This is a genomic window from Methyloferula stellata AR4 (genome assembly GCF_000385335.1).
Taxonomy (GTDB): Bacteria; Pseudomonadota; Alphaproteobacteria; order Rhizobiales; family Beijerinckiaceae; genus Methyloferula; species Methyloferula stellata.
In genome coordinates, this window is the sequence record NZ_ARWA01000001.1 from 353402 (window position 1) to 379605 (window position 26204).

A 26204-nucleotide genomic window follows, 5' to 3' on the forward strand; every position below is an offset into this window, starting at 1 on the left:
CTCAAAGGTTAGGTGCACTTCCTTCTCCCAGAGGGAGAAGGTTCACCCGCTCCGCTTTGTGAGTTCATGACTTAGAGCACTCACAAACCCATCACTTTCAGTTGAACGGAAAAATCACCGGCCGAGGGAATAGGTATCCGCTCCACGAGTCTACAGGGCATAGGCGCGATTGATCGGTCGTTGAAAAAATCGGTCGTCGTTCCTGAACCCAGGCAATGGAGGATTGAACAATGACGTCTATTCGCACTTTCGCTCTTGCCGGCCTTGTGATGGCTGCTTCCGTCGGCGCCGCCGCGGCTTCCGTCTCGCAGACCATGCCGGTCCGCGCCAATGATTTCTATGCCCTCTACGATAATGCGGCGGGCGCGTCGTCGTGGGATATGGCCCACTATGACCGGTCTGGCACGCGCGGCCGTCTCGATCTCGGCGCGAGCCCCTTTCATCCGGAAGGTCCCGGCAACGCCACCGACTGAGCGTTTCGAAACATCAAAGGGCGCGGTTTCCCCTGCCGCGCCCTTGCCGAACTCTCCGGGGCTGGCTCGACGCCGTAAAAATCTTTTCGCAAGACCGGAATAGGCCGCTTCCCGAAGCGTCCCATGAAGGCTCGATCCGAATCGAGCCGAGCTGTCGGAACAGGTCATGTCGGCACTGACGAAACTCGAAGAGAATATCCCGGCCCTGCGGCGTTACGCCTTCGCCCTGTTGCGCAATCGAAGCGACGCGGATGATCTCGTCCAGGATTGTCTGGTGCGAGCGCTCGATCACATGGATGAGCGCACGAGCGAAGGCGAAATGCGTCCGTGGTTGTTCTCGATCATGCACAATCTCTGCGTGAGCCGCTGGCGGCGGTTACGGTTCAGATCATCGATCGTCGTGTCCGACGCCGAGGCCGATGTGTCCGTTCCCGCATCGCAACAGGCGACCGCCGAATTGCACGCGGCGCTCACCAGCCTCGATCAATTGCCCGAGGAGCAGCGCGAAGTGCTGCTGCTAGTCGCCGTCGAGGGGCTCGAATATGCCGATGCCGCGAAAATACTCAAAATCCCGGTCGGAACCGTGATGTCGAGATTGAGCCGGGCGAGGGACAAATTGCGCGACACCATGGAAGGCCGGCAGAGACCGGCACTGCGGAGGGTGAAATGACACCGATGGAGAAGGCGATCACCGAAGACGATCTGCATGCCTATGTCGACGGCTTTCTCAATGCCGATGACCGGCTGCGTGTCGAGCGCTATCTCGAAAGCCACACTGAAGCGGCAGCCCGCATCGCCGCTTGGCAGGAGGCAAGCGAAATCCTCCGGCGGGGCCTCGCGCATAAGGCGAAAGAGCCCTTGCCCAGCAGCCTCAATGTTCAAAGGCTCGCCGAAGCGCGGTTGGCGCGGACCTGGCAGCCGCAGCGCATCGCAGCTAGTCTTTTTCTCGCCCTCGCGATCGGCGCCGGAACAGGCTGGTGGGCGCATGGCGCCGGTCAGCAAACCGGCTTGACGGCGCTCGGCCATCAAGCCGCCATCGCACAACGCGTGTTCGTCGCAGACAACAACCAGCCGGTCGAACTCACATCGGCCGATCTGACGCAAAAAGTGGGGTGGAGCAACACCAACGAAGCCCGGCATGTCACCGCGCCCGATCTTTCCGAGGCGGGATATAAGTTTATCGGCAGCCGCCTCGTCGCCACGGAACAAGGCGCGGCACCCATGTTCATCTATCAAAATGCGCAGGGCGGCCGCATCAGCATCTTCGTGCGCGTCATGGAAGCGATCGATACGAACGCGCCGATGCGGCCAATCGACTCCAAGACTGCGTCGGGCTTCGCCTGGTCGCGCGACGGGATCGGGTTTGGCGTGATCTCAAGCGAGCCCGAGCCGAAGCTTCACGAGCTTTCCAATCAAGTTCGCGACAAAATCGAGATCAAAGCATGATGCCCGATTCAAGGATTGCGCACATGCAAAAGCGCGAGATTCGAGCAAAGTTCGCATTAGCCCTTATGGCGGCGATCTGCCTTGCCGGACCGAGCGGGGTCTGGGCGCCGCGCTCCGCGGCAATGGCAAAGGCCGCGCCCGCAGGTTCTTCGCCGCAGCATTCGGACGAAACCCGGTTCCTAGCGGAAAACAATGCCGCCATGGACAAGATGATGGCGGGCATGCACGCAAAGCCCTCAGGCGACATCGATCAGGATTTCACGGCGATGATGATCCCGCATCATCAGGGCGCGATCGACATGGCCCAGGCCGAGTTGCGCTACGGACACGAGCAGCTGCGCCGGATCGCACAGGAAATCATCGTCGAGCAGCAGCAGGAAATCACCGCCATGCGGCTGGCTTTGGGTCAGCCCCTGCCGCCGCCGGCCGCGGCACCCGATCAGCCGTCCGATCTCGCGGTCCCCGCCAATCCTCAAAATCGCTAGGAGCCATAAGATGGTCCGACATGTTTCAGCCGTGCTGTTTGGCGGCGCTTTATTCGCGTCGGTTTTTTCCGCTTGCGCAGGTTGCGCATGGGCAGGCCAGGCGCCCGCGGCCGATACCGCGCCGGATATTCCCGTCAGCCATCACGATCGCGTCTACGCCGCCGAACAATTCTCCAACACGGTTTCGGTCATCGATCCAGCCGACAACAAGCTCTTGGGCCTCATTCGTCTGGGCGATCCCGCACCGATGAATTTCAGCCCGCTCTATAAGGGCCAATTGCTCGTCCATGGCATGGGCTTTTCGCCGGATCATCGCACGATTGCCGTCGTTTCGATCGGCTCGAACTCCGTCGCCTTCATCGATACATCAACCAATAAAGTGAAACACATCACCTATGTCGGCCGCTCCCCGCATGAGGCCTTCTTCACGCCGGACGGAAGCGAAGTCTGGGTCACCGTGCGCGGTGAGAATTACGTCGCCGTGCTCGACGGCAAGACATTCGAAGAAAAGACCCGCATCATCACGCCGGCCGGCCCAGGCATGCAGATTTTCTCGCCGGACGGAACATACGGTTTCGTCTGTTCCTCCTTCAATCCCGAGACGGATGTCATCACCGTCGCCGATCACAAGATCGTCGCGAGGCTGACGCAGGCGAGCCCCTTCTGCCCCAACATCGCCGCGACACCCGACGGCAAGCAGTTCTGGCTCACCTTGAAGGATACCGGCAAGACGCAAGTCTTCGACGCGAAGCCGCCCTTCGCGCTGCTCAAGACGCTCGATACCGGACCGATCACCAATCACGTCAATATCGTACGCAATGCGAATGGCCAGTTCGCCTATGTGACGATCGGTGGCCTTAACCAAGTGCAGGTCTTTCGCACCGACGATTTCTCGAAAGTCGCGACGATTCCGGTCGGCAAGTTACCGCATGGCGTCTGGCCGTCCGGCGACGGCACGCGCGTCTATGTCGGGCTTGAGAACGACGACAAAATGACCGCGATCGACACGCTGACCAATCGCGTGATCGCCACCGTGCCGATCGGCCAGGCGCCACAGGCCGTGACCTATGTGCCGGATGCCGTGCCTGAGGGCAGCGGGACGGATGGGCTGGAGCCGCTCGGCACCGCGGGCATGGCCACGCATATCAACCTTGCGCCACCGACCAAAGCGCCCTCCCATGTTCAGGCGCCGACCAGCGTGTCCCTCTTCGATCAAGGTCTCATCCAGGTTCTCGAAGCGGCCGTCACTGGACTTGAGCCAAAACAGCACTACGTCCTAGGTCTCGTCGATCACGCCGATGGCAGCGGTCCCATCCAGGCGCTTGCAAGCTTTGAAACCAATCCGGCAGGCTCGGCCATCGTCAATGCGGTCGGCCCGATCCGCCAGATCATCAAAGGCGATGCGCAGGTGCCGCGGCGTTATCTCGTGATCGTGCTGGGGTCGGCCGCCGATCCTGGAAAACTCGTACAGGCGCAAGAGCCGGATATAACGATTGGCCGATAGATCTCATCATCGCACGACCAGCACTGTCTTCGCCGATAGACGCGGCAGCAGCCGGCGCAGATCGGCGGGCCGCAGCGCAATACATCCGGCTGTCGGCTTGAGATCGTCGTGCGCGCAATGGAGAAAGATCGCGCTGCCGCGCGCTTTCCGGCGCGGATGAAGATTATGGCCAAGCACGATCACGACATCATAGAGGCCGTCGTCCCGCCACATGATCTCATGTCCGGCAGCGAAAGGCAGATGCACCGGTCTATTGTAGACGGCGGACGACGCATCGTCGCACCAGCCCATATCTTGGCGCAGCCGCTGCAATGGCCGCCAAGCTTTCGGACGCGGCCCGTGGTCGGCCCGATAAAAGCCATTGAGCAGAGGCCAAGCCCCGGCTGGCGTCGCGAGATCGCCTTCGCGCTTATCGCGCCTTATGCCGGAGGCGCCGATCGCGCAAGGCACGGTTACGGGGCCTGCCTGCAAACGCCCTTGCACTATGGCTTGACCGTCGCTTTTGATCGCCTTTTTCATGACAACAAGCTGCGCCATAGCTTTGCGTCCCGTTTCGAGACAACCAAGGCTAGAGCGGATTGAAGATGGGCGCGGACGCGCATATCCCGACGAAGTGGACGGTTTTTTCGACCCTATCCCCTTGCAAGCGACGCCGGGATTGGCCACGCTATCGGCAAGATCGCGCATCCCCCCTGTCGCACCTCGTTGCGACTTCACGCGGTTCCACAAGGAATGATCCATGATGCAGGTTCGCAAGATCCTGATTGCCGACGATGATGAAGATCTTCGCGCGGCTTTGGCAGAACAAATTGCTTTGCACGAAGAATTCTCCGCCGTCCATGCGTCGAGTGGCGAGGCCGCGCTGGCCACCGCCGAATCGGAGCAGCCGGATCTCGTTTTGATGGACGTCGGGCTTCCCGACATGGATGGCCGCGAGGCCGTCCGGCTCCTGCGGGAAAAAGGTTTTTCCGCGCCGATCATCATGTTGACCGGACATGATTCGGATTCGGATACGGTGCAGGGCCTCGATGCCGGCGCCAATGACTATGTCACGAAGCCCTTCCGCTTCTCGGTTCTCTTGGCCCGGATCCGCGCGCATTTGCGCCAGCACGAGGCGTCCGACGACGCACAGTTTCAAATCGGCCAATATGCGTTCCAGCCGAGTTCGAAACATCTCATCAACGAGAAAGGCAGCAAGCTGCGGCTCACAGAAAAGGAAACCGCCATTCTGCGCTTCCTCTACCGGGCCGGGCGCGCCGTCGTGACGAGAGATGTCCTGTTGCGCGAGGTGTGGGGATATAATTCCAACGTCTCCACCCATACGCTCGAGACGCATATCTACCGGCTGCGCCAGAAGATCGAACGCGATCCGACGAAGGCCCAGCTCCTCATCACGGAAGCCGGCGGCTACAAACTGATGCCCTAAACCATCATCCCGAAAAAATGCAGACTCTTCGTGATGATGCGTTTAGAAGGAAGCCTCCGGCTTTAGAGATGCACAAGCCATGGCTCTCGACGACGACGTCCGCAATCTTGCCCGTAATGCGACCTTCGCAGAATTCGAGCCCGAAGCTCTAAGGCTGCTCGCCTTCTCGGCCGAGACGCATATTTTGCGGGCGGGCGATGTTTTGTTCCGCCGCGGCGATTCGGCCGATTCGGGCTATATCGTTCTGAGCGGATCGATCGCGCTGACAGCCCAAGACGACGGCAGCGCGGCGGAACGGATCGCCGGTCCGCAAAGCCTGATCGGCGATCTCGCCATGATCGCTGAAACGCAGCGCCAGGCGACGGCCATCGCACGCGAGCCATCGAGCGTGCTCAAAATCTCGCGGACCTTGTTTCACCGCATCTTGCGGGAGTTCCCGCAAAGCGCCGAACGGCTGCGGCGGCAGATGGCGAAAAGCCTGCAGAGCTTCGTCGGCGATTTGCTGCGGTCGCAAGCGCTGAAGGGGTAGAATAACTGCAGGGAACGTAATGCGAGGACTTGATCCGCGCATCCAGGCGCACCGCGAAAAAGTCTCACTCCGTTTTGTGCAACCCGATTAAGCAAGGTGTTTGGATGCGCGAATCAAGTCCGCGCATGACGGCAGGGATGGCCTATTCACCCCTCAAAAATCCAAATGCACCAGCACAGGCACATGATCCGACGGCCGCTCCCAGCCGCGGCTCTCGCGTAAAACCTTCATGCCGCCGAGGCGCGGCGCGAGGCTCTCGCTGACCCAGACGTGATCGAGCCTGCGGCCCTTATTAGCCTTCGCCCAATCCGCCGCGCGATAGCTCCACCACGTATAGAGCTTTTCCTCATGCGGCACGTAATGGCGCAAGGCGTCGAACCACGGGCCGGCCTTGAACACGTTCTCTAACCGCTCCACTTCGACCGGCGTGTGGCTGACGATCTTTAGCAAAGCCTTATGGCTCCAGACATCGTGCTCCAGCGGAGCGATATTGAGATCGCCGACCATGATCGCCTGCTCATGCGCGATTTTCTCACTGCCCATCCAGCTCGTCATTTCATCGAGAAAGGCGAGCTTATGTTCGAATTTCGGATTGATCGCAGGATCGGGTTCGTCGCCGCCGGCCGGTACGTAGAAATTATGCAGCGCGATCGGCTTTGCACCTTCCGGCACGACATTCACGGCGAGATGGCGCGCATCGCCTTTGTCGCAAAAATCCCGCTTGCTGATCGAGGTCAAAGGCAGTTTCGAGACGATCGCAACGCCATGATAGCCCTTCTGGCCATTGATCGCGATGTGTTGATAACCAGCTTTATGAAACTCCGAGAGAGGAAATTCGGAATCGCGGCATTTGGTTTCCTGAAGGCACAGGACGTCGGGTGCATGTTCGGCGAGAAATCGCGTGACCAATCCGATGCGCAGCCGGACCGAATTGATGTTCCAGGTAGCGAGCGTGAGCCGCATGAGAAAATCCTTCACTTAAACGCGGATTCACCACGCCTATCTGCGCGCTGCAAGCACGAAGCCGTTTCGCCCACAAGTTACGACACCAAGGCAAAAAAAAGCGCCCGGATATGATCCGGGCGCCGAGCAGCGAAACAAGGCCGGGAGGGGGCCAGCACTAGTCCACCAAAGCGAAACGGGGGGATACGCTCGACGAACTGCCTCGCTCTCTGCCAGAGAGATAGGAATGGCCTCTCAAACCCGCAAGATGGCCCAAAATGCGGGCCGCTTTTCAATTGGCGTTGACGGGGTGTTCGGCCGGCGGCGGCGCCAGCCCAAACAGCCAGGGATCGGGTTTTTTGGTCAAATCCACATTGAACAGCGAGACCAATGTCTCGTAACCCTGCGGATCGGTGATCTGCCATTGCTTGAGCGTGAACTTCACCGGATCGAACATTAATTTTATGAAAGATGTCCCACCGAAGGTCGATTTATCCTCGATGAGGATGGAGACCACATTCGGATCGCTCGTCACGCTGACGACCTGCGCGTCACGCGACAGATCGATCTGGTCCTTGAGGAGAAACTTCAGCGGCGTCTGGTTGATGAAATAGACATCCTTGGTTCCGAGCTTGCGGTCGACCACGGCGACCGACATGCCATCCGCGACGATCTCCAAAGTCGCCGGAAGCGCGTATTCGAACCGCAGCTTACCGGGCCGCTGGACATAGATCTTGCCCTCTGAGCGCCGCCCGTCGCCGCCGATCTGCACGAAATCGCCGATCATCGTCGCATTCGACGAGAAATAGGCATTGGCCTTCTGGATGGCGGTGGCCGGATCGATGGGCGGTGGCGGGGGTGGCGGCGCGGGGGTGTTCTTCGCCGCAGCACCGGCCGTTTTGGGATTCGGGCCGAGATTGAGCGGCGCATTTTCCGCGGACGCCGCAATGGGCGCGGCCCAAAAACCCGCCGTCCAAAGTGCCAGAAACAAGCAGGCCGCTCTTTTCATCGCATCATCCTTGATCATCGCACGCCGCGATAGACCGTTCATGTGGCGTGAATAGGACTTTACCTGCGCCGGCTCAACCGTCCAGCCTTCCGGCCTATTTGGCGGCCTGTGGACAGATTAACCCTCGCCGGCGAGGTCGAAAGCGCCGCGATCTATGCCACCGCCGACAAGAATAGCCCTTTTGCCGGAATGGTTGGGGGCGCCGACCACGCCTTCTTCTTCCATGCGCTCGACGAGCGAGGCCGCCTTATTATAGCCGACCGAAAGCCGCCGCTGGATATAACTTGTCGAACATTTGCGGTCGCGGAGGACGATTGCCACCGCACGGTCATAAAGATCGCCGGATTCCTCGGCATCCATGCTGCCGGGCGCCGGCCGTTCCCCATCCTCCACGGCGGACAGATCAAGCTCGGCCGTAATGGCGTCGAGATATTCCGGCTGGCCCTGACTTTTCAAGTGCGCGACGACCTTTTCGACCTCATTGTCCGAGACGAAGGGACCGTGAACGCGGGAAATCCGGCCGCCGCCTGCCATATAGAGCATGTCGCCCTGGCCAAGCAGCTGCTCGGCGCCCTGCTCGCCCAAAATTGTCCGGCTGTCGATTTTCGACGTCACCTGGAACGAGATTCGTGTCGGGAAATTCGCCTTGATCGTGCCGGTGATGACATCGACCGAGGGCCGCTGCGTCGCCATGATGAGATGGATGCCGGCCGCGCGCGCCATCTGCGCCAGGCGCTGGATCGCGCCTTCGATGTCCTTGCCGGCGACCATCATGAGATCGGCCATTTCGTCGACGATCACGACGATGTAAGGCAGCGGCGAAAGCTCCATCACCTCCTGCTCGTAGATGGCTTCGCCCGTCTCGCGGTCAAAGCCCGTCTGCACCGTGCGGGTGATGGTTTCGCGCTTGTTATGGGCCTGGATCACCCGCGCGTTGAAGCCGTCGATGTTGCGGACACCCAGTTTCGACATCGACTTGTAGCGTTCCTCCATCTCGCGCACCGCCCATTTGAGCGCGACGACGGCCTTCTTCGGATCGGTGACGACGGGCGTCAGCAGATGCGGGATGCCGTCATAGACCGACAATTCCAGCATTTTCGGATCGACCATGATCAGCCGGCATTCAGACGGCTTCAGCCGGTAGAGAAGCGACAGGATCATCGTATTGATTGCAACCGACTTGCCGGAGCCCGTCGTGCCCGCGACAAGGAGGTGGGGCATTTTCGCGAGATCGACGATGATCGGCTCGCCGCCGATGGTTTTGCCGAGCGCGATCGAGAGCGAGAATTTCGATTTCTCGAAATCTTCGCTTGCAAGAAGCTCGCGCAAAAAGACGGTTTCACGGCGCTGATTCGGCAGCTCGATGCCGATCGCATTGCGGCCCTGCACCACCGCGACGCGGGCCGAAACCGCCGACATTGAACGGGCGATGTCGTCGGCCAAACCGATCACGCGCGAGGATTTGATGCCGGGTGCCGGTTCAAGCTCGTAAAGCGTGACGACCGGACCCGGCCGCACATTGATGATCTCGCCCTTGACGCCGAAATCGTCGAGCACGCCTTCAAGCAGCCGGGCATTCTGTTCGAGCGCTTCTTCCGACAATTTTCCGGCCGAGGCAGGCTGTTTCTTCGCCTCGGAGAGAATCATGAGCGGCGGCAATTGATAATTGGACGGCGCCAGGCGATCGAGGAGAGAGGGCTGCACTTCCTTGGCAATGCGCTGGCCGCTTTTTAAGGGCGGCGCACCCGGACGCACGCGGCGCGGTCCTGCGTCTTCTTCCTCGTCTTCAGGTTCGGGTTCCGGCGGCGCGGCGCGGGTCGCCGGTGGCGCATAGACGCTCGCATCGAATGGCAGACTGTCGAAGCGCGGCTCGACGCGTTCGTCCGGCCAGGGAACTTCGTCGACATAACCCGAAAAGCCGTCCTCGCGCGCCGCCGCCTGCCACGGCGCCGGCCCGCGCGGCTGGGCCGCATTGCTGCGCGACCGAAACAGCCGCTTGAGGCCTGCCTTGAGGCTGAGACCGGCATGAATGAGCGCACCAAGCGAAATCAAGCCTAGACCCGGCTCCCCGCCTGCATCCTCATCGTCCGGCAGGGCTCGCCCACGCGGCCGCGGCATCAACTCTTCGTCTTCGTCCCCATCATATTCGAAGGCGTCATGGGCGCTCAGCTTCACCGAGGCCGAGAGCGCCAGCACCGCGAAACCGGCAAAGAAGACGGCGACAGCGACGAGGCCCGCGCCGGTAAATAATTTATGCGGCAGCGCCAGCATGGCGTCGCCGACGACGCCGCCAAGGCCCGTCGGCAAGGGCCAGCGTGTGGTCACCGGAAGCAAAGAGGCAAATCCAGCCGCTGCGAGACCGCCGAGAACCCACAAAATGAAACGCAGTTTCAGCCGTTCGAGGCGGCGCGCGGTCAAAAGCCGCCAGCCCCAGAAGGTCAACGGTGCCAAAAAGGCCACCGCCGAGAGGCCGAACATCTGCATGATCAGATCGGCGACGATCGCGCCCGGAGCGCCGAGCAGATTGCGGACGGCGCCTTGAGTCGCATGGTTGAGGCTCGGGTCCTGCACCGACCAGGTCGCAAGCGCGATCGCCAGCAGGCTGGTGCCGAGGACCAGCGCGAGCCCGCCCAGTTCCGCGGTCCGGCGCATGGCGAAAGCCCGCAGCGGATCGGGAACATGGTCGATCGCAGCGAAGAGAATATTCGTCCGCATCCCGTGTCACTTGCGCATTCGCCCGGCGGAAGGCCGGGTCCGGCCAGGAGGCCAGTTCGCAAGCTATAGGGATGCGGTTAAAGGCGATTTAACCTTAAGGAAAAGGCGCTGTACCAATCCTCGCGCCTGGGAGGCGAGATCCTCGCCCTGAGGGGAGGGCGACGCCCGTCGCAAGCAACGGGGCTGTGGCCGACGGGGTCGGGTGGTATCCCAAGCCGCCGCGTTACGCTCGGCACCTTCCCCATCGCAAACCGGCTTATAGCCGGTTTGCGCATTTCAAAGCCCAACTCGGGCAAGCCCGAGTTGGGTGGGGAAGGATTTGCTGCGTCTCACATATTATAGGCCTGCTCGCCCTGCTCGGCGACGTCGAGGCCTTCCTGCTCGACTTCCGGCGCGACGCGCAAGCCGATCACGAGATCCACGACCTTATAGATGATCGCCGAACCTATGCCCGACCAGAGAAGCGTGAAGACCACAGTCTTCACCTGCGTCAGGACCTGCGTCGCCATCACATAGTCGCCGGGCGAAGCCTCGCCGGGTTTCAGCGTATAGTCGGTCAGGCCGACGCCGCCGAGATAGGGCGCAACCAGAATACCGGTTCCGATCGCGCCGATGATTCCGCCGATGCAATGCACGCCGAACACATCGAGCGAGTCGTCATAGCCGACCTTCGGTTTGATCTTGGCAACAAAGATGAAGCAGACCGCCCCGGCGATGAGACCGAGCACGATCGATCCCATCGGCCCGGCATAGCCGGAGGCGGGCGTGATCGCGACGAGGCCGGCGACGGCACCCGACACAAGGCCGAGCAGCGATGGCTTGCCTTCAAAGGCCCATGCGACGAAGAGCCAGGAAAGCGCCGCGGCAGACGTCGCAACGAATGTATTCACGAAGGCGAGCGCGGTCACCCCATTCGCCTCCAAGTTCGAACCGGCATTGAAACCGAACCAGCCGACCCACAGCAGCGAGGCGCCGATCATCGTCATGGTCAGCGAATGCGGCGGCATATGCTGCTGCGGATAGCCGATCCGCTTGCCGAGCATCAAAGCGCCCACGAGACCGGCGATGCCGGCATTGATATGGACGACCGTTCCGCCAGCGAAATCGAGCGCGCCTATCTGGTTGAAATAGCCCGCATTGGCCGTGACTGCGTCGAGTTTTGCCTGAGCCGCGGCCTTGGCTGCCTCGCCCGAGGCCTCGGCCAGAGCTTTCGCCGCCGCGGCAATATCGTCTGGACCCGCCCAATACCAGACGCTATGTGCGATCGGGAAATAGATGAACGTGACCCAAAGGACCATGAAAAGGAGGACCGCCGAGAATTTCATCCGCTCGGCGAAGGCGCCGACGATCAAGGCCGGCGTGATGCAGGCGAAGGTCATCTGGAAGGCCATATAGACATATTCCGGGATGACGACGCCGTTCGAGAAAGTGGCTGAGGTCGAGTCGGGCGTGATGCCCTTCAGGAAGACCTTGTCGAAGCCGCCGACGAAATTATTCAGAGCCCCGCCATTCGTGAAGGCGAGCGAATAGCCGTAGACGACCCAGATGATCGACACGAGCGCGACGATCATGAAGATCTGGGATAGAACCGAGAGCATGTTCTTGCTGCGGACAAGACCGCCATAAAATAGCGCAAGTCCGGGGACGGACATCATGAGGACGAGGGCGGTCGATGTCAGCATCCAGGCCGTGTCGCCCTTATTGGGGACGAGAGCGGCCGGTTGCGCTTCTGCGAGGCCCGTCGCCGCCACCATCAGTAAAAGCCCAAGAACCGCGCTAAGACCGGTGGCGCTAAGACCGGCGGCGCGTGGCCCGGTCTTGCAAGGCATACTGAAATTCATGACCAAATCCCCCCGTCAAAGTTCATAGCGCGTCGAGATCCCGCTCTCCCGTGCGGATCCGGACGGCCTGATCGAGATTGCTGACAAAAATCTTGCCATCGCCGATTTGGCCGGTGCGCGCGGCGGCGATGATGGCCTCGATCGTCCGTTCGAGGAGTTCCGGAGCGACCGCAACCTCGACTTTCAACTTGGGCAGAAAGCTGACGGCATATTCCGCACCGCGGTAGATCTCGGTGTGACCCTTCTGCCGGCCATAGCCCTTGACCTCGGTCACCGTCATGCCATGCACGCCCAGCGTCGTCAGAGCATCGCGCACCTCATCCAATTTGAACGGCTTGATGATCGCCATCACAATTTTCATGTCTTTTCCCCACCTGCGTCTTTTTCAGTGGCGGCCACCATGTGCCCAGCAGTGCTCCCGCATCTTGCTACCAAGGCCGCGCGCCCACCGCAATCGATGTTACCCGGCCTTTGGGCTGAATTATACGTGCTTTATATGGCTTTCGGCCCCCTTTGCGCTTTGGCGGATCAGGCCTTCCTGCGCGACGGAGGCGACCAGCCTCCCGTCCCGGGCATAGATAAGCCCGCGCGTCAGCCCGCGCGCGCCGGAGGAATTGGGACTGTCTTGCGCATAGAGCAGCCAGTCGTCAGCGCGAAACGGCCTGTGAAACCAAAGCGCATGATCGAGGCTCGCGACCTGAAGGTCGGCATCGAAGATCGTCCGGCCATGCGCGACAAGCGCCGTATCGAGCAGGGTCAGATCCGACATATAAGCCAGCAGCGCACGGTGGATGGCGGGATCGTCCGGCAACGGCCCCGCCGCGCGGAACCAGACATATTGCACCGGCGGCCGGGCTTTCCTGTCGAGGAACCGGGCGAGATCGATAAACCGCGTCTCGATCGGATGCTTATTGGCATCGAACCATTGGCGAACGGCGGCCGGCAGGAGATGGGCGTAGCGGGCTTCGATCTCCGCCTCGCTCAAAAGCGTGTCCGGCTGGGCGACCTCGGGCATGGGCAGCTGATGGTCGAGGCCGGGCTCGTCTTTCTGAAAAGACGCGATCAGCGAGAAAATCGCGCGGCCGTTTTGCAATGCATTGCAGCGGCGCGTGGCGAAGCTCTGGCCGTCGCGCAGCGTATCGACTTCATAGAGAATCGGCAGGGCCGGATCGCCCGGCAGGATGAAATAGCCGTGCAGCGAATGCGGCAGCCAGGCATCGACCGTCCGCTGCGCCGCGACAAGCGCCTGGGCGACCACAAGGCCGCCGAATACCCGACGCCAGCCCGCATTCAGGCAATGGCCCGTATAGGCGCCGATGCCAGCCGGTTCGAGGTCGAGACATTTGAGAAGATCGTCAAGCTGCGCGGTCATTACGATCCAAAACAGCCGGCACTTTTGGGTCGGATGCTTTTTTCATTTTGTTTACGCATCCGATTCTCCCAAAACCGGACCCACTTTTGGGTCGGATGCTATTCATCGATCGGCCGCGCTTCGTCGGGCAGCATGATCGGAATGCCGTCGCGGATCGGATAGGCCAGTTTCGCCGCGCGGGAGATCAGTTCTTGCGCCGCGGCATCATATTCTAGCGTGGTCTTGGTCAAAGGGCAGACGAGAATTTCCAGAAGCCGGGGATCGATCTTCGACGGCTCCGCCGCGAGAGGCGCCGTCTGCGGCTTATCCTGATTCTGCTCCGTCATCACAGTCTCCGGTATAAGGCGCGCTTCATTGCAGACGCATGTTTTCGCTCTTGCCCCTCGCAAGCTCGAACTCGGTGATCGCCACAAGCACTTCGGCGCGTCCTTTGAGATCGTTGGCTTCGAGAAGCGCCTGTTTTTCTTTTGGCCCGAAAGGGCTCATCATGGACAGCGCATTGACGAGCGCCTCATTCGGCACTTCGCTGATACTGTTCCAATCGATTTGAAGATTATTCGTCTCGGCGAATTCGCGCAAAGTGCGGATCACCCCTTCGCGATCGACCTGGTTTTCGCCTTGATGGGCATCGAAATCCCTGACGAAGGGACCGAAATCCACCTCGCATTGCCGATAGAGCGTCTCGACGTCGGCTTCCTTCACGATCCTGAACCGCGCGATGCCGGTCAAGGTCAGGTGATAGCGCCCATCTCCCGTTTCGGCGATTTGCGTGATGCGACCGGCACAACCCACTGAAAACAGCGCCGGGATCGAACCCGATTTGCGCAGTTCCGGGTCGGGCTGGATCATCCCGATGATGCGATGGCTGCGCATGGCATCATCGACCATGGCAAGATAGCGCTTTTCGAAAATATTGAGCGGCAATTGGCCGCGCGGCAGAAGCAGGACGCCGGTCAGCGGAAAGACCGGCAAGACATGCGGCAGCTCGCCGGGACCGTGATACATTTCATTCATCGTCATGATCTTGGTGTCCCAGCGGATTTACCGGCACCGCATGTCAATTAGGGCAGCAGCCAATCGGCCGCGGCCAGAGCGGTTACAGGCTTTTTTCTGCTTCCACCGTATCAGGAAAACAAGAGCGATGACAATTTGCGCCTTGCCGTGAGCGTCGCCGGGTCCATCAGGTTCCAGGCGTCGAAAAATTGCAGCAATTGCTTGCGCGCGCCGTCATCGTTCCAGGTGCGGTCGCGGCGGATGATTTCGAGAAGCTGATCCGCTGCCGCATCGCGTTCGCCTTGCGCATTGAGCGCAATCGCAAGCTCGAAGCGGGCCTCATGATTATCCGGATCGGCTTCGATCGCCTTCATGAGGGCGGCGAGGTCGCCGACCTGGGCCGCCTGTTCGGCAAGTTCGACCGCGGCTTTCGCCGCGACGATCGCCAGATCGCGCTCGCCCGCCGCCGGAACCGAACTCAGAATCCGCCGCGCGCTTTCGATTTCGCCGGCCGCGACAAAGGACCGGATAAGACCGCCGAGCGCTTTGAACTCGCTCGGATCGTCCTTCAAAATGCCGGCAAAGATTTCAGCCGCCCCAGTCGGGTCGCCGCCTGCCAGCAGCTCTTCGGCTTGCGGCAGGAAATCCTCGCTGGCTTCGATCGGCCCGACAAGCCGCTCGATAAAGCCGCGGATCTGGCTTTCCGGAAGCGCGCCCATGAAGCCGTCGATCGGCTGCGCCTTTTGAAACGCGATGACCGCCGGGATCGAGCGCACGCCGAGACGGTCGGGAATCTGCGGATGTTCGTCGATATTCATTTTGACGAGCTTGACTTTCCCCTTGGCCGATTTGACCACTTTCTCAAGAATGGGGGTCAGCTGCTTGCAAGGCTCGCACGAGGGTGCCCAGAAATCGACGAGGACCGGCTGGATTTGCGATTCGGCGATGACATCCGGCCCGAAACTCGCAGTTTCCGTGTCTTTGATCAACGCATTCGCAGCCGTGCCGCCCACCGTTTGCGGCTGCCCCTGATTGCCGGCCATCTGGCCCTCCTCTCAACCGATTTTGCCGTTGTCTGAGAGCCGCTTTTTGGGAAAAGCGCAAGCTTTCCGAATGAAAAGATCTCTCCGCTGGATGAGTTTTCGCGAATTTGATCGTGAGGCAAACGCATCAAACGGCAGTTCTGCGAGGTGCCAAGATGCGATTTCGCCGCGAAAATCGCATCTCTTTGCCGGCAAGGGCGACCTCCCACGGGCAAATATTCCTCATTTGCAATCATCGCCGCTTTACGGCATATAACCTCCAAGTGACGGTGCCTCGGCGCCGTTCAGGATGCGGGTGTAGCTCAGGGGTAGAGCACAACCTTGCCAAGGTTGGGGTCGAGGGTTCGAATCCCTTCGCCCGCTCCAAATTTCCCACCAGGAAATTAGAGCGTTATGACAGGGCCGCCACGAGGCGGCCCTTCGCTTTTGGTACTTACATTCTGACTATCAAAAAAATGGAGGCGCTTTGAAGTGGTCATGCGAGCGCTCCGGATTTACCGGCGAGGTTTTGTCCCTCGATCTGTGCCAAGCGGGCGTTCAACGCCTTGGTGATGAGCGAATAACTGTCGCTGCCCAGCTGACGATTCCCATTTGCAAAGGCCACTTTAGTAGCTTCCACGCCTCTACACGATTGCTAACCCCGGTTCAGATCTTGCGATCATCGAGGTAGCGCTTGCGATCCGCTCGGGACCACCCCGGGGCGGCCAAAGACCGGCTGCGTAGTGCTCGCCCCGAAGCTTGTCGCGCTGAGCCACACTATCGAAGCCCCAGATATGGGTGATGCGCGGTTCGCCATCGAGCGCGTACATGTTGACGACCAGGTGGTCGGTGTACGCCTGCGCTGGTTGGATCGCGTCGCGCCAGCCGGCCAGCGTACCGGGCAGGCCACCGGGTTTCTGAAAATAGGTCCGAAACTCAAAGGTGCCGCCATAGTCGCGCCCAACCACGGGCGGCAGAAATGGAAATGGCGCGAAGCTCTCCATCCGGATCGGCGTAACGCCGCTGGCGCTGCCGAATGGGTCTGCGCTCAACAACGCTCGCTCCCGCTCGCTCGCCAGGTCGTCATTGTTTTCGAACGCGCGGAGTACGATCAGCTGCCCGATTGTCCCGATATCAGAATGCCAGATGCCGAGCAGTTGACCGGCAACGGCGTCTTCGACCCACGCACGGGCGCGTTTGGAGGCATCAGGCGTGCCTAGCGGCGAGCAGGAGATCGTCGTAAGTTCATAGCGCATGGCTGTATCTCCAATACGAGTTTTGGGAAGCCGCAGGCATATCGATAGGCAGACCTTTGCGGTTTGCGTCTCAATGATCGAGCGCTTGCCGCATCGATCCGTCTTACGCAATGTGAGCCAGAAAGCGCCCTTTATTGACACGCACCGCAAGCGAAAAGTGATTATTCTCGAGCAAGCCGCCCGGCGCTCTCTCGCCGCCGACGCGAGACAAGTTCGCTTTCGATGCGCCGTAACGTCGAGGTGAGGTGATTGATCTTGCCAGGGTCGTCCTCAATTCCTCGCAATAACCGATGCCATTCCTCGCCGAGCCGCTGTCGGCTCTCACCTGCAAGGGCCGTCGGATAGAGGCTTACCCGCCGCGCATCGTTGGCGTCAGGCTCGCGACTTACCAGCCCCTTCTCCTCGATCAACTGACGAGCGACGAACACGTCGGCAGGGCGGTGACGATCGCCAATTCGTGACGATTTATGCGTTAGCGTCAGCAACGCTGTCGCGATCGATCGAGTGCTTCGACGCAAGCGGAGATGGTTAAACGCCACTGCTGCTGAATTTTTGGACGAGAATGTTCAATCGAACCTCGGCGCCAGCGGCTGGAATACGTTCAGATTGCATGAGGACGACCATTCCATGCAACGCGCTCCACAGCACTTCAGCCAGAAATACCGGCTCTTGCCGATCTGGCCCAAGCGCGGCGACCAACTCGTCGAAAGCAGCACGGAGAGCTGGCGGCGTTTCCTCGCTGGCGAATTTGATCTTTGTCGGCAAGACGAACATCGCCTCATAAACGACCGATCGCGAACGGGCAAAATCAAGATAGGCGGCACAGACGTTGCGCAAAACGTCCGGAGCATCAGTGACCTTCGCCGTTTCCATTTTCAATCGCGTCGCAAGTTCCTCGAATCCTCTCGTGGCCACTGCGGCCATGATGTCGGCCTTGCCCTTAAAGTGGCCGTAGAGAACCGGCTGGCTGTAGTTGATGAGCTCCGCGAGACGTCGCGTGGTGACGGCGTCCCAGCCCTCGGCTTCGGCCAGTTCGCGCGCTGCGGCCAGGATGAGCTCATAGCGCTCCGCACGCTGGCGCTCTTTGCGTTCGGCGATTGACATCCATAAATCCTATCGACGCACGAATTTATGTCAACGCTAGATTCTTGTTGACATAAATACTAGCATCGCTAGTATATCTGTAGATGATAGGAGTCTTTCATGATCCAAATCGCATATGTGCTTTCCGGCCTGATCGCGGCCGCAATTCTGTTCCTCGGCGCGCGCTTTTGGTTGGCGCCCGCCACGGCATCAGCCGGGTTCGGCATCGCCGCTTCACCTCCCCTGTCGACCGGATTTACCGCGTGGCTTTCTGTGAAGGGCACGCGAGATATCGCGTCGGGCCTTTTTGTCATCCTGCTCATGGCCAATGGATCGCCGCGGTTGGTCGGCGAATTCATGCTCGTGGCGAGCCTCATCGCGTTTGGCGACATGGTGACAGTCCTTCGATCGGGCGGAAGCAGAGGCGCCGCCTTGGGCATTCATGGCTTTACGGGACTGGTCATTGTCGCAACTGGCACGTGCCTCATCCTAGGCGCCAACTGAAAACCAGGAACTGAAAAGGGCGAAAGATGCCGACCCCAATGTCGACCGATCCGATCAAGCTCGGTCGAGACTCGGCGCCTGGAGCCTTGATCGTTTCCTGCAGCAAGTGACGAAGTCGTTCTGAGGCTAGGGCAATGGAAACACCGCGTTCCGCTAATCAATCAACGGATAGTGCTCCCATGCGTTTCCGCGGACCGCTCCACGCCGAATCTTGAGTTCGCCCTGACCGCGTCAGTTCTACGCCGCTGGCGAGGGCGACTCCCACAGCTCCCGATAATTGTCGAAATGCGGCAGGATCGGATCGGAGTGCGTTGGCTCCAACAAAGGCATGAGCCTTTTCAGGATCGCGTTCAGCGGAGCCGATGTGTGCCGCACATAGAGGTCGATCGGATAGAGCGACTGCCGCAGGTGCCATTTCGGATCGTAGTTGAGGCTGCCGCTGTAGAAGCGCTTGTAGCTATTGCCAATCGCCCATTCGATGATGTCGCGGAACACCACGTAATAGAGGTTGAGTTCGAAGGCGACGCTATAATCGAAGCCGACATAATCGTGGCAGACCGCATCGCCTTGCACGGTGCAGAGGCTGAAGGCGATGATCTTCTCGCCCTGCCGCCAGATGAGGAAACGCGCCTTGTCGGGCATCCGCTTTCCAATTTCGCGCAAAAATGCGTTGGTCAGCTTCTCGAACTTCAAGGGCGAGCGATCGTAGACCGCAAGATAGAGCGGATAAATCTCATCGACCAGGTCGCTGATATCATGCTCGACGCTCATCGTGATCGCGGGCTTGGCGCGCGCGGCGATTCGTAGCTTGCGGCGCAATTTGCTGCGCATCTGATAGCTCAGCATCCGATCGACGTAATCTTCGAAATTCTTGAACTCCAAGGCCAGCGTCGTCATCGGCATGCTGGGCGCACGGACGAAACCCGCGCCCTCCAGAACCTGCAGGGGCTTGCGGTAGGAGGCGGGAAACTCCTTAAGCACGATCATGACGCAATTGACGTCGCGCGCGACGCGCCGAAGCGACGATGCCAGCAGCGTCGCGGTCGCGGCCTGCGTCGATGCGCTGCCGTCGAGATGTCCCTCGCCCGCCGCGCAGCCCACCATCAGCGTGCGCGCCTTTAGAAAGCGCGGCCACAGCCGCCTGACCCCCGAAACGAAAGCCCCCATTCGGGCGCCGACGCCGGAGGCGAGATCCTGGTCGAGGACGAAGCAGGGCTGGATGGCGGAACCGGCGAGCAGATAAAAATATTCAAATCCGCCGAGCGTGTCTTCCACCAATTCGTAGAAGCGGCGATCCTTCCGCTGGTCGAGAAATGCGGTCGGCCAGCGAGCCAAGGTCGCTATTTCGTCGCGCCTGACGATCCTGACCGACCCTGCTGGAACTTCGCGCGAACTCACCACGCCAGCATCCAGAGCCGGCACAACCGAAACCGCGTTGCGGGCACTGCGTGCCGACGCTAATGGATACATGGCATCCCCCCTTGGATCGCGGCCATTATGCAGAGGGCGCCGAGCGCGGCTTAAGATCGGTAGCGGGAGAAACTTCGCTTGGGCTCGGTTTTCTTCATCAGCACGCGTTCGCGTGAAGAATGCCTACGCCGTTGCGGTTCATGCAATGGTTGAAACGATTAGCCCCATCATTTTTTACGATTCTACCACACCGCACGGCGAAGGTATGGCTTGTCATATGACAGGTGCGCTGCACAATGGCCGTATATCGAGCTGAAACCCTGCGACGTTGCTACAAGCCGGCGAAAACGGTTGCCGCCACCGGCATGCGGCGCTCGACTTCGCTTATCCGTGCCGCAGATCGCCGCCGCCGGAAACGGGCTTTTGGCCTTGTGAAAGCAGGATTTCGATTCGCGCATTTACCACCCGGCACAGTTCTCTTTGATCGGGACCAGACAGCGTGCGCATTCCCTCCTTGATGTAGAGAAGATTACGATATTCGGAACGCGAGCTCTCCGGATGGCGCATCGTAATCGCAAGGGTCTGATAGGGCTCGGTGCCATTCTCGCTGAAGGGCACCGAATCTATGCCGAGCGACAGAACGCCTCTTTGCGGCCGGCTCGGATCCTCGATCGTGACGCGAAATTGCTTGTCGCCCGGCTGCGCATGCGTCTTCACCAGCAAGCCGCGGCCGTCGTATGAGGCTTTGACAAGCTCGGCGATTTGCCAAAGCACATCGCCGAGATAGGTATGCAGGGCTTCCGCATTTGCTCTTTGAGCCGCGATTTTTTCCGCTTCCTTATAGGCGGCGGCGACATGCTGCGGCAGCAGCTCATGGGCCTTGCGTCTGGCTTTCAAAGCCGATTTGGAGGCCGCTTTCCTGAATTCCTCAAAATTCAACATTTTGCCCCCCTTTACTCAGGGGCAGTCTCGGCGGCCGGCAGAAGCGGATAACGGTCATCTAAGCCGTCGTCCTTGTTCATGATCCCATTTGCTTCCCATCTATGCCGCTCGCTCACTCCGTCAGGCCCTAGCCTTGAATGCTACACGCTGAAAGTGGGCTTGGCGCAAGAATATTGCAAATCTGAACAGGCCAGTTCAACGCGCCCGCCATTTCTGCTGAAGACAAGCGGTGCGGCGAGGCCGATGGCGATCGCCGCTGCCTTGCATAGAGTTCAGGCCGGATAGACAGGATGATAGACGGCGTTGCGAATATGGGCGTCTATGTCCGCTGGCTTCGGCACGCGGGCGAGGCCCTTGTCGAAAATATAGGCGGCGACGCGCCCGGCCACATGCAGCGAAGCCTCGAAGATCCTGCTCTGCGGCGGATAGATCAAGCCCTTGGCGAGATTATCCTCCGTGACCTGCTCCGCGACGGCCTTGGCCGCGACGATGAACATCTCTTCGGTCACGCGGGTGGATTCCGTTGCAAAGACAGCCATGCCCATGGCCGGGAAAATATAGACATTGTTTCCCTGGCCCGGCACGAAGGTCTGACCCGCGATCTCAACCGGCGGGAAAGGACTGCCGCTCGCAAAGATCGCTTTGCCATGCGACCAGCGATAGGCCTCGTCCGCCGTGCATTCGGACCGCGAGGTCGGATTTGAATAAGGAAAGATGATCGGCCTTTCGTTGATCGCGGACATGGCCTCAATCACTTTCTGGTTGAAGAGTTTCGGCACGGTCGAGACGCCGATGATGCCGGTCGGACGCAGCACTTTGATCGCCTCGACGAAGCTTGAGATGGGCGCATGATCCAGCGCGAAGGGCTTCTGGAAATCGGCGAGATCGGTGCGCGATGTCACCATCAGCCCGTTGATGTCGAAAAGCGCATTGCGGGCGCGCGACGCTTTGATATCCATGCCTTGGAGCGCCATGGCCTCGCTGATCAGCTCCGCGATTCCAGTCGCGGCCGATCCGCCGCCCAGAAATAAAAACCGCTGATCGGCGAGCTTCTGGCCCGAGATGCGCAGCGCGCCAAAAATGCCGGCGAGCGCGACCGCCGCCGTGCCCTGGATATCGTCATTATAGGTGCAGATCTTGTCACGGTAGCGCTCCAGGATCGGCACGGCATTGATATTGGCGAAATCCTCCCATTGGATGCAGCATTTCGGATAGAGCGCCTGCACGGCCTCGACGAATTCGTCGATGAAGGCGTCGTATTCCGCGCCGCGGACGCGATGCCGTTCGAGACCGAGATAAAGCGGATCGTCGAGCAGTTCCTGATTATTGGTGCCGACATCGAGTGTGATCGGCAAACAATATTGCGGCGGCACGCCGGCACATGCCGTATAAAGCGCGAGCTTACCGATCGGAATGCCGGCGCCGCCGACGCCCTGATCGCCGAGGCCCAAAATGCGCTCGCCATCGGTAACGACGATAAAGCGGACATCCTTCTGCGGCCAGTTGCTCAAGATTTCGCGCAAACGGCCGCGCGCGCTGATCGGCAGATACATGCCGCGCGACGCCCGAAAAATATGATCGAATTTCTGGCAGGCTTCGCCCACGGTCGGCGTATAGACGAGCGGCATGAAGGTCGCCGGATCCGACATCAAGACCGCATAAAACAAGGTTTCGTTGCGCGATTGCAGATCGGACAGGAACAGATATCTCTGCAGATCATTGTCGAGATTGCTCAGTTCTTCATGGGTTCGCGCGATCTGAAGCTCGAGACTACAGACGCGCGGGGGCAGCAATCCCTCGATACGATGGGCGCGGCGCTCGGCTTCTGAAAAGGCCGTGCCTTTATTCAAATGCGGATTATGCAGGACCTCATAACCGGTTTCAGCGATTTGAAGCGATGGCACGGGGGTCGACATAGGTCTGTCCTTTACGATCTTGCAGATCACACCATTTTTGCCGGATCGATCACCCGGTCGAAGTCCGCTTCGCTGACGAAGCCAAGCTGCAGGGCCGCGTCTTTGAGCGTGAGATCGTCATGCATCGCAAGATGCGCGATCTTCGCGGCCTTATCGTAGCCGATCAAAGGCACGAGCGCGGTCACCAACATCAGCGAATGCGCCACATTTTCCGCGATCTTCTTTTCGTTCGGCTGCGCGCCTTCGATGAGATGTTTTTTGAAATTTTCCGTCCCATCGGCAAGCAAAATGATCGATTGCATGATGTTTGCGATCATCAGCGGCTTATAGACATTCATTTCCAGATAGCCCCCGGCGCCGCCGAAACCGACAGCGACATCATTGCCCATCACCTGGGCGGCGATCATGGTCAAAGCCTCGACCTGAGTCGGGTTGATCTTGCCCGGCATGATCGAGGAACCCGGTTCGTTTTCCGGAATCATAAGCTCAGCATAGCCCGAACAGGACATCAGTCTTATGTCATTCGCAATTTTATAGAGCGAAACCGCGAGCGTCCTCAAAGTGCCTGAAAGCTGCACGAGCGCATCATGCGCGCCCTGCACGGCGAATTTGTTCGGCGCAGTGATAAAGGGGAGGCCCGTCAGGCGCGCGATCTCGGCTGCGGCCGCTGCCGCGAAGCCCGGCCCGGCATTGATGCCCGTGCCGACCGCCGTGCCGCCCAGCGCCAGCTTATAGACGCCTTTCAGCGCGTCCTCGATCCGTTCGAGATCGTCGGCGAGCATGCCTTCATAACCCGACCATTCCTGGCCAAGCGTGAGCGGTGTCGCATCCTGCATATGGGTGCGCCCGATCTTGACGATATGATTCCATTCTTTCGCCTTGACGGCGATCGCATCGCGCAAGGCTGCGACAGCGGGCACGAGCCGGCCGGTGACGCCGACGGCCGCTGCTATATACATCGCCGAAGGAAAGGTGTCGTTCGACGATTGCGACATGTTCACGTGATCGTTCGGATGGACCGGCTGTTTGCTGCCGAGCGGCGTGCCGGCAAGCTGGCTCGACCGGTTGGAGATGACCTCGTTGACATTCATGTTGAACTGGGTGCCGCTGCCCGTCATCCAGACATGCAGCGGGAACATATCGTGATGTTGGCCGGATAAGATTTCATCACAGACTTGGACGATGAGACCGTAGACGCGGGCATCGAGGCTTCCACCCGCATGATTGGCAGTCGCCGCGGCACGTTTCAAAATCGCATAGGCCGTGATCATCTCGCGCGGGATAAGATCCTGGCCTATGCTGAAATAATGCAGCGAGCGCTGCGTCTGCGCGCCCCAGAGCTTGTCGGCCGGAACATCGACTTCGCCGAGACTGTCGGATTCTTTGCGAATCTCCATCATCTGTCCTCCGCTCCGGCGGATGCCACCCGCTGCACCATTTATAGCGCACGATCTTATCCAAAAGGTCTCCGCCCTTTGGCGATAATGCTTTAACGCCAAAGATTGGTGCGCGCGAGTTCAAGCACTTCGTCAACCTTGCCGCCGATCACCGCCTTGAGTGTATAGAGCGTGAAGCCTTTCGCCATTTCCGCGGTGATCTTCGGCGGGATCGCGAGCTCCTGCCGGTTCACAACGGCATCGACAAGCACAGGTCCATTATGCGCGAGCGCCGCCTTGATGCCTGGCTCGACCTCTCCCGCATCCTCGATCCTTATGCCCTTGATGCCGGCGGCTTCCGCCATGGCGGCAAAATTAGGATTCTTGAACCCGGTGCCGAAATCGATAAAGCCCGTCGATTTCTGCTCAAGTTCCACGAAGCCCAAAGTGCCATTGTTGAAGACGACGATTTTGACCGGCAGGCCGAGCTGCGCGAGGCTCAGAAAATCGCCCATCAGCATGGCGAAGCCGCCGTCCCCCGAAAGCGAGATCACCTGCCGGTTCGGAAACGTCGCTTGCGCGCCGATCGCCTGCGCCATCGCATTGGCCATGGAGCCGTGCCAGAAGGAACCGATCAGCCGCCGCGCACCGTTCATGGCGAGATAGCGCGCGGCCCACACCGTCGGCAGGCCGACGTCGCAAGTGAAGATCGCGTCCACGCTGGCAAAATCGCTGATCGCCTTTGCCACCTGCTGCGGATGCACAAGCCTCTTGCCCGGCACGCCTTTGGCCAATTCATCAAGGCCTTCGCGCGCCTTTTTATAATGGCCTATCGCCTGATCGAGATGTTTGCGCTCTTTCTTTTCGGTGAGCAGCGGCAAGAGCGCATCGAGCGTCGCGCCGACCTCGCCGACAAGGCCAAGATCAATCGGCGCGCGCTTGCCGAGCTGCTCCGGCCTGATGTCGATTTGCGCGATCTTAGCCGTGCCTTGCGGATAGAATTGGCGATAGGGAAAATCTGTCCCGAGCATCAAAAGCGCGTCGCAATCGTTCATCGCGAAATAGCCGGATGAAAAACCGATGAGCCCAGTCATGCCGACATCGTAAGGATTGTCCCATTCGACATATTCCTTGCCCTTGAGCGCATGCACCATCGGCGCCTTCAGCTTTTCGCCCAAAGCCAGGAGCTGGCTATGCGCGCCAGCGCAGCCAGATCCACAAAGGAGCGTCACGCGGCCAGCCCCGTTCAAGAGATTGGCGAGCGCCTTGAGATCGGCTTCTTTCGGCACGACCACGGGCTCGGATGGAATCAGGCTCGCGAAGGTCGGCACGGGCGCTTCGACCGCCTCGTGAAGCGCAACGTCGCCGGGAATCACGATGACCGCGGCACCGCGCTTGCCGACGGCTTCGCGGATCGCAATTTCGACGACGCGGGGCATCTGACTCGGGCTGGAGATCAGCTCGCAATAATGGCTGCATTCCTTGAACAGGTTTTCGGGATGGGTTTCCTGAAAATAGCCGGAGCCGATCTCGGCGGAGGGAATATGCGCGGCGATCGCCAGCACCGGCACGCGGGAGCGGTGACAATCGAAGAGCCCGTTGATGAGATGGAGATTGCCGGGACCGCAGCTTCCGGCACAGACGGCAAGCGAGCCTGTCAGATGCGCTTCGGCACTCGCAGCGAAGGCTGCGACTTCCTCGTGCCGGACATGCAGCCATTGAATCTTGCCTTGGCGGCGGATGGCATCGGTGAACCCGTTCAGGCTATCGCCGACGATGCCGTAGATGCGCTGAACGCCAGCGGCCGCGAGGACCTCGGCGAATTGATCAGCAACCGTCTTCATGCTTATGCTCCTTCACTCCCGCGCGACGCTCGGGCGCGGCTGAGGAAGAGATAGAGCGCTGAGCGGCAATGCGAAGCCTTGGCCGTTGAGTTTTGGCCGTTGCGTTTTGGCGCTTG

The 26204-nt window shown here is 60.0% G+C and carries 26 protein-coding genes and 1 tRNA gene; 9 read left to right on the top strand and 18 right to left on the bottom strand.

What is annotated here, in order from left to right:
• The first annotated feature begins 230 nt into the window (after positions 1-230).
• From A3OQ_RS0101770 to A3OQ_RS0101790, 5 genes are all read left to right on the top strand, one after another.
• Positions 231-473 carry a hypothetical protein gene (locus A3OQ_RS0101770; RefSeq protein ID WP_020173635.1) on the top strand — a complete coding sequence of 81 codons (243 nt, stop codon included), beginning with the start codon at positions 231-233 and terminating at the stop codon, positions 471-473.
• A gap of 166 nt (positions 474-639) precedes the next feature.
• On the top strand, positions 640-1143 hold the full coding sequence (locus tag A3OQ_RS0101775; RefSeq protein ID WP_020173636.1) for a sigma-70 family RNA polymerase sigma factor: 504 nt from the start codon (positions 640-642) through the stop codon (positions 1141-1143).
• Complete coding sequence (locus tag A3OQ_RS0101780; RefSeq protein ID WP_026595382.1) at positions 1140-1919, top strand: anti-sigma factor family protein; 780 nt, start codon at positions 1140-1142, stop codon at positions 1917-1919. The genes A3OQ_RS0101775 and A3OQ_RS0101780 overlap by 4 nt, the downstream gene beginning before the upstream one ends.
• Before the next feature lie 122 nt (positions 1920-2041).
• Complete coding sequence (locus tag A3OQ_RS21120) at positions 2042-2404, top strand: DUF305 domain-containing protein (RefSeq protein ID WP_244427239.1); 363 nt, start codon at positions 2042-2044, stop codon at positions 2402-2404.
• A gap of 10 nt (positions 2405-2414) precedes the next feature.
• On the top strand, positions 2415-3908 hold the full coding sequence (locus tag A3OQ_RS0101790; protein ID WP_020173639.1) for a YncE family protein: 1494 nt from the start codon (positions 2415-2417) through the stop codon (positions 3906-3908).
• A gap of 6 nt (positions 3909-3914) precedes the next feature.
• Here the strand turns inward: A3OQ_RS0101790 and A3OQ_RS0101795 are convergent, their stop codons facing one another.
• Positions 3915-4445: a L,D-transpeptidase family protein gene (locus A3OQ_RS0101795; protein WP_020173640.1), complete on the bottom strand. Its 531-nt coding sequence runs from the start codon at positions 4443-4445 to the stop codon at positions 3915-3917.
• A gap of 205 nt (positions 4446-4650) precedes the next feature.
• Here A3OQ_RS0101795 and A3OQ_RS0101800 point away from each other — a divergent pair, with 205 nt between their 5' ends.
• Complete coding sequence (locus A3OQ_RS0101800) at positions 4651-5334, top strand: response regulator transcription factor (RefSeq protein ID WP_026595384.1); 684 nt, start codon at positions 4651-4653, stop codon at positions 5332-5334.
• Between the two features lie 79 nt (positions 5335-5413).
• Entirely contained in the window at positions 5414-5863 is a 450-nt protein-coding gene (locus A3OQ_RS0101805; RefSeq protein WP_020173642.1) for a cyclic nucleotide-binding domain-containing protein, read from the top strand.
• A gap of 153 nt (positions 5864-6016) precedes the next feature.
• Here A3OQ_RS0101805 and xth read toward each other — a convergent pair whose 3' ends face one another.
• The 9 genes from xth to A3OQ_RS0101850 all read right to left on the bottom strand — a co-directional run bounded on the left by xth (position 6017) and on the right by A3OQ_RS0101850 (position 15778).
• Positions 6017-6826: an exodeoxyribonuclease III gene (gene xth, locus A3OQ_RS0101810; protein WP_026595385.1), complete on the bottom strand. Its 810-nt coding sequence runs from the start codon at positions 6824-6826 to the stop codon at positions 6017-6019.
• A 271-nt stretch (positions 6827-7097) separates the two neighbouring features.
• Positions 7098-7814 (bottom strand): outer-membrane lipoprotein carrier protein LolA, encoded by a 717-nt coding sequence (locus A3OQ_RS23330; protein ID WP_244427074.1) that lies wholly within the window; start codon positions 7812-7814, stop codon positions 7098-7100.
• 117 nt (positions 7815-7931) lie between these two features.
• Positions 7932-10529, bottom strand: a complete 2598-nt coding sequence (locus A3OQ_RS0101820; RefSeq protein ID WP_020173645.1) for a DNA translocase FtsK — start codon at positions 10527-10529, stop codon at positions 7932-7934.
• A gap of 329 nt (positions 10530-10858) precedes the next feature.
• A complete protein-coding gene (locus A3OQ_RS0101825; protein WP_425280274.1) occupies positions 10859-12370 on the bottom strand; it encodes an ammonium transporter in 1512 nt (503 codons plus the stop codon).
• Positions 12371-12392: 22 nt separating this feature from the next.
• The gene (locus A3OQ_RS0101830) at positions 12393-12731 is read right to left on the bottom strand and encodes a P-II family nitrogen regulator (protein WP_020173647.1); all 339 of its coding nucleotides are present in this window, start codon (positions 12729-12731) and stop codon (positions 12393-12395) included.
• Positions 12732-12851: 120 nt separating this feature from the next.
• Positions 12852-13742, bottom strand: a complete 891-nt coding sequence (gene tesB, locus A3OQ_RS0101835) for an acyl-CoA thioesterase II (protein ID WP_020173648.1) — start codon at positions 13740-13742, stop codon at positions 12852-12854.
• A 98-nt stretch (positions 13743-13840) separates the two neighbouring features.
• Positions 13841-14068 (bottom strand): Trm112 family protein, encoded by a 228-nt coding sequence (locus A3OQ_RS0101840; RefSeq protein ID WP_020173649.1) that lies wholly within the window; start codon positions 14066-14068, stop codon positions 13841-13843.
• Positions 14069-14093: 25 nt separating this feature from the next.
• Positions 14094-14762, bottom strand: coding sequence for an LON peptidase substrate-binding domain-containing protein (locus A3OQ_RS0101845; protein WP_020173650.1), 669 nt, complete (start codon positions 14760-14762; stop codon positions 14094-14096).
• Positions 14763-14866: 104 nt separating this feature from the next.
• Positions 14867-15778 (bottom strand): thioredoxin family protein, encoded by a 912-nt coding sequence (locus A3OQ_RS0101850; RefSeq protein ID WP_020173651.1) that lies wholly within the window; start codon positions 15776-15778, stop codon positions 14867-14869.
• Between the two features lie 291 nt (positions 15779-16069).
• Here A3OQ_RS0101850 and A3OQ_RS0101860 point away from each other — a divergent pair.
• Positions 16070-16144, top strand: a tRNA-Gly gene (locus tag A3OQ_RS0101860).
• A gap of 257 nt (positions 16145-16401) precedes the next feature.
• Here the strand turns inward: A3OQ_RS0101860 and A3OQ_RS0101870 are convergent.
• The 3 genes from A3OQ_RS0101870 to A3OQ_RS0101885 all read right to left on the bottom strand — a co-directional run bounded on the left by A3OQ_RS0101870 (position 16402) and on the right by A3OQ_RS0101885 (position 18117).
• Positions 16402-17013: an NIPSNAP family protein gene (locus A3OQ_RS0101870; protein WP_020173653.1), complete on the bottom strand. Its 612-nt coding sequence runs from the start codon at positions 17011-17013 to the stop codon at positions 16402-16404.
• A 161-nt stretch (positions 17014-17174) separates the two neighbouring features.
• Positions 17175-17498: a hypothetical protein gene (locus tag A3OQ_RS24245; RefSeq protein ID WP_152428284.1), complete on the bottom strand. Its 324-nt coding sequence runs from the start codon at positions 17496-17498 to the stop codon at positions 17175-17177.
• 43 nt (positions 17499-17541) lie between these two features.
• Complete coding sequence (locus A3OQ_RS0101885; protein WP_020173656.1) at positions 17542-18117, bottom strand: TetR/AcrR family transcriptional regulator; 576 nt, start codon at positions 18115-18117, stop codon at positions 17542-17544.
• A gap of 99 nt (positions 18118-18216) precedes the next feature.
• Here A3OQ_RS0101885 and A3OQ_RS0101890 point away from each other — a divergent pair, with 99 nt between their 5' ends.
• Positions 18217-18600: a DUF4267 domain-containing protein gene (locus tag A3OQ_RS0101890; protein WP_020173657.1), complete on the top strand. Its 384-nt coding sequence runs from the start codon at positions 18217-18219 to the stop codon at positions 18598-18600.
• A 237-nt stretch (positions 18601-18837) separates the two neighbouring features.
• On the opposite strand, the gene A3OQ_RS0101895 is transcribed toward A3OQ_RS0101890, so the two are convergent.
• From A3OQ_RS0101895 to poxB, 5 genes are all read right to left on the bottom strand, one after another.
• A complete protein-coding gene (locus A3OQ_RS0101895; protein WP_020173658.1) occupies positions 18838-20070 on the bottom strand; it encodes a GNAT family N-acetyltransferase in 1233 nt (410 codons plus the stop codon).
• 324 nt (positions 20071-20394) lie between these two features.
• The gene (locus A3OQ_RS0101900) at positions 20395-20952 is read right to left on the bottom strand and encodes a hypothetical protein (RefSeq protein WP_020173659.1); all 558 of its coding nucleotides are present in this window, start codon (positions 20950-20952) and stop codon (positions 20395-20397) included.
• 272 nt (positions 20953-21224) lie between these two features.
• The gene (locus A3OQ_RS0101910; protein WP_020173661.1) at positions 21225-22868 is read right to left on the bottom strand and encodes an NAD-dependent malic enzyme; all 1644 of its coding nucleotides are present in this window, start codon (positions 22866-22868) and stop codon (positions 21225-21227) included.
• A gap of 26 nt (positions 22869-22894) precedes the next feature.
• The gene (fumC, locus tag A3OQ_RS0101915; RefSeq protein ID WP_026595388.1) at positions 22895-24268 is read right to left on the bottom strand and encodes a class II fumarate hydratase; all 1374 of its coding nucleotides are present in this window, start codon (positions 24266-24268) and stop codon (positions 22895-22897) included.
• A gap of 89 nt (positions 24269-24357) precedes the next feature.
• The gene (poxB, locus tag A3OQ_RS0101920) at positions 24358-26088 is read right to left on the bottom strand and encodes a ubiquinone-dependent pyruvate dehydrogenase (protein ID WP_020173663.1); all 1731 of its coding nucleotides are present in this window, start codon (positions 26086-26088) and stop codon (positions 24358-24360) included.
• Positions 26089-26204: the final 116 nt, after the last annotated feature.

What these genes read in the sequence shown, in the direction of transcription:
- A3OQ_RS0101800 (WP_026595384.1), top strand. Translation starts at nt 4,651, where the DNA reads ATGCAGGTTCGCAAGATCCTGATTGCCGACGATGATGAAGATCTTCGC.
- A3OQ_RS0101790 (WP_020173639.1), top strand. Translation starts at nt 2,415, where the DNA reads ATGGTCCGACATGTTTCAGCCGTGCTGTTTGGCGGCGCTTTATTCGCG.
- A3OQ_RS0101795 (WP_020173640.1), bottom strand. Translation starts at nt 4,445, where the DNA reads ATGGCGCAGCTTGTTGTCATGAAAAAGGCGATCAAAAGCGACGGTCAA.
- A3OQ_RS0101805 (WP_020173642.1), top strand. Translation starts at nt 5,414, where the DNA reads ATGGCTCTCGACGACGACGTCCGCAATCTTGCCCGTAATGCGACCTTC.
- A3OQ_RS0101895 (WP_020173658.1), bottom strand. Translation starts at nt 20,070, where the DNA reads ATGTATCCATTAGCGTCGGCACGCAGTGCCCGCAACGCGGTTTCGGTT.
- A3OQ_RS0101910 (WP_020173661.1), bottom strand. Translation starts at nt 22,868, where the DNA reads ATGTCGACCCCCGTGCCATCGCTTCAAATCGCTGAAACCGGTTATGAG.
- A3OQ_RS0101775 (WP_020173636.1), top strand. Translation starts at nt 640, where the DNA reads ATGTCGGCACTGACGAAACTCGAAGAGAATATCCCGGCCCTGCGGCGT.
- A3OQ_RS0101820 (WP_020173645.1), bottom strand. Translation starts at nt 10,529, where the DNA reads ATGCGGACGAATATTCTCTTCGCTGCGATCGACCATGTTCCCGATCCG.
- xth (WP_026595385.1), bottom strand. Translation starts at nt 6,826, where the DNA reads ATGCGGCTCACGCTCGCTACCTGGAACATCAATTCGGTCCGGCTGCGC.
- A3OQ_RS21120 (WP_244427239.1), top strand. Translation starts at nt 2,042, where the DNA reads ATGGCAAAGGCCGCGCCCGCAGGTTCTTCGCCGCAGCATTCGGACGAA.
- A3OQ_RS0101870 (WP_020173653.1), bottom strand. Translation starts at nt 17,013, where the DNA reads ATGCGCTATGAACTTACGACGATCTCCTGCTCGCCGCTAGGCACGCCT.
- A3OQ_RS0101890 (WP_020173657.1), top strand. Translation starts at nt 18,217, where the DNA reads ATGATCCAAATCGCATATGTGCTTTCCGGCCTGATCGCGGCCGCAATT.
- A3OQ_RS0101900 (WP_020173659.1), bottom strand. Translation starts at nt 20,952, where the DNA reads ATGTTGAATTTTGAGGAATTCAGGAAAGCGGCCTCCAAATCGGCTTTG.
- A3OQ_RS0101780 (WP_026595382.1), top strand. Translation starts at nt 1,140, where the DNA reads ATGACACCGATGGAGAAGGCGATCACCGAAGACGATCTGCATGCCTAT.
- A3OQ_RS0101770 (WP_020173635.1), top strand. Translation starts at nt 231, where the DNA reads ATGACGTCTATTCGCACTTTCGCTCTTGCCGGCCTTGTGATGGCTGCT.
- fumC (WP_026595388.1), bottom strand. Translation starts at nt 24,268, where the DNA reads ATGATGGAGATTCGCAAAGAATCCGACAGTCTCGGCGAAGTCGATGTT.
- A3OQ_RS0101850 (WP_020173651.1), bottom strand. Translation starts at nt 15,778, where the DNA reads ATGGCCGGCAATCAGGGGCAGCCGCAAACGGTGGGCGGCACGGCTGCG.
- tesB (WP_020173648.1), bottom strand. Translation starts at nt 13,742, where the DNA reads ATGACCGCGCAGCTTGACGATCTTCTCAAATGTCTCGACCTCGAACCG.
- A3OQ_RS0101830 (WP_020173647.1), bottom strand. Translation starts at nt 12,731, where the DNA reads ATGAAAATTGTGATGGCGATCATCAAGCCGTTCAAATTGGATGAGGTG.
- A3OQ_RS0101840 (WP_020173649.1), bottom strand. Translation starts at nt 14,068, where the DNA reads ATGACGGAGCAGAATCAGGATAAGCCGCAGACGGCGCCTCTCGCGGCG.
- A3OQ_RS0101825 (WP_425280274.1), bottom strand. Translation starts at nt 12,370, where the DNA reads ATGAATTTCAGTATGCCTTGCAAGACCGGGCCACGCGCCGCCGGTCTT.
- poxB (WP_020173663.1), bottom strand. Translation starts at nt 26,088, where the DNA reads ATGAAGACGGTTGCTGATCAATTCGCCGAGGTCCTCGCGGCCGCTGGC.
- A3OQ_RS23330 (WP_244427074.1), bottom strand. Translation starts at nt 7,814, where the DNA reads ATGAAAAGAGCGGCCTGCTTGTTTCTGGCACTTTGGACGGCGGGTTTT.
- A3OQ_RS0101845 (WP_020173650.1), bottom strand. Translation starts at nt 14,762, where the DNA reads ATGACGATGAATGAAATGTATCACGGTCCCGGCGAGCTGCCGCATGTC.
- A3OQ_RS0101885 (WP_020173656.1), bottom strand. Translation starts at nt 18,117, where the DNA reads ATGTCAATCGCCGAACGCAAAGAGCGCCAGCGTGCGGAGCGCTATGAG.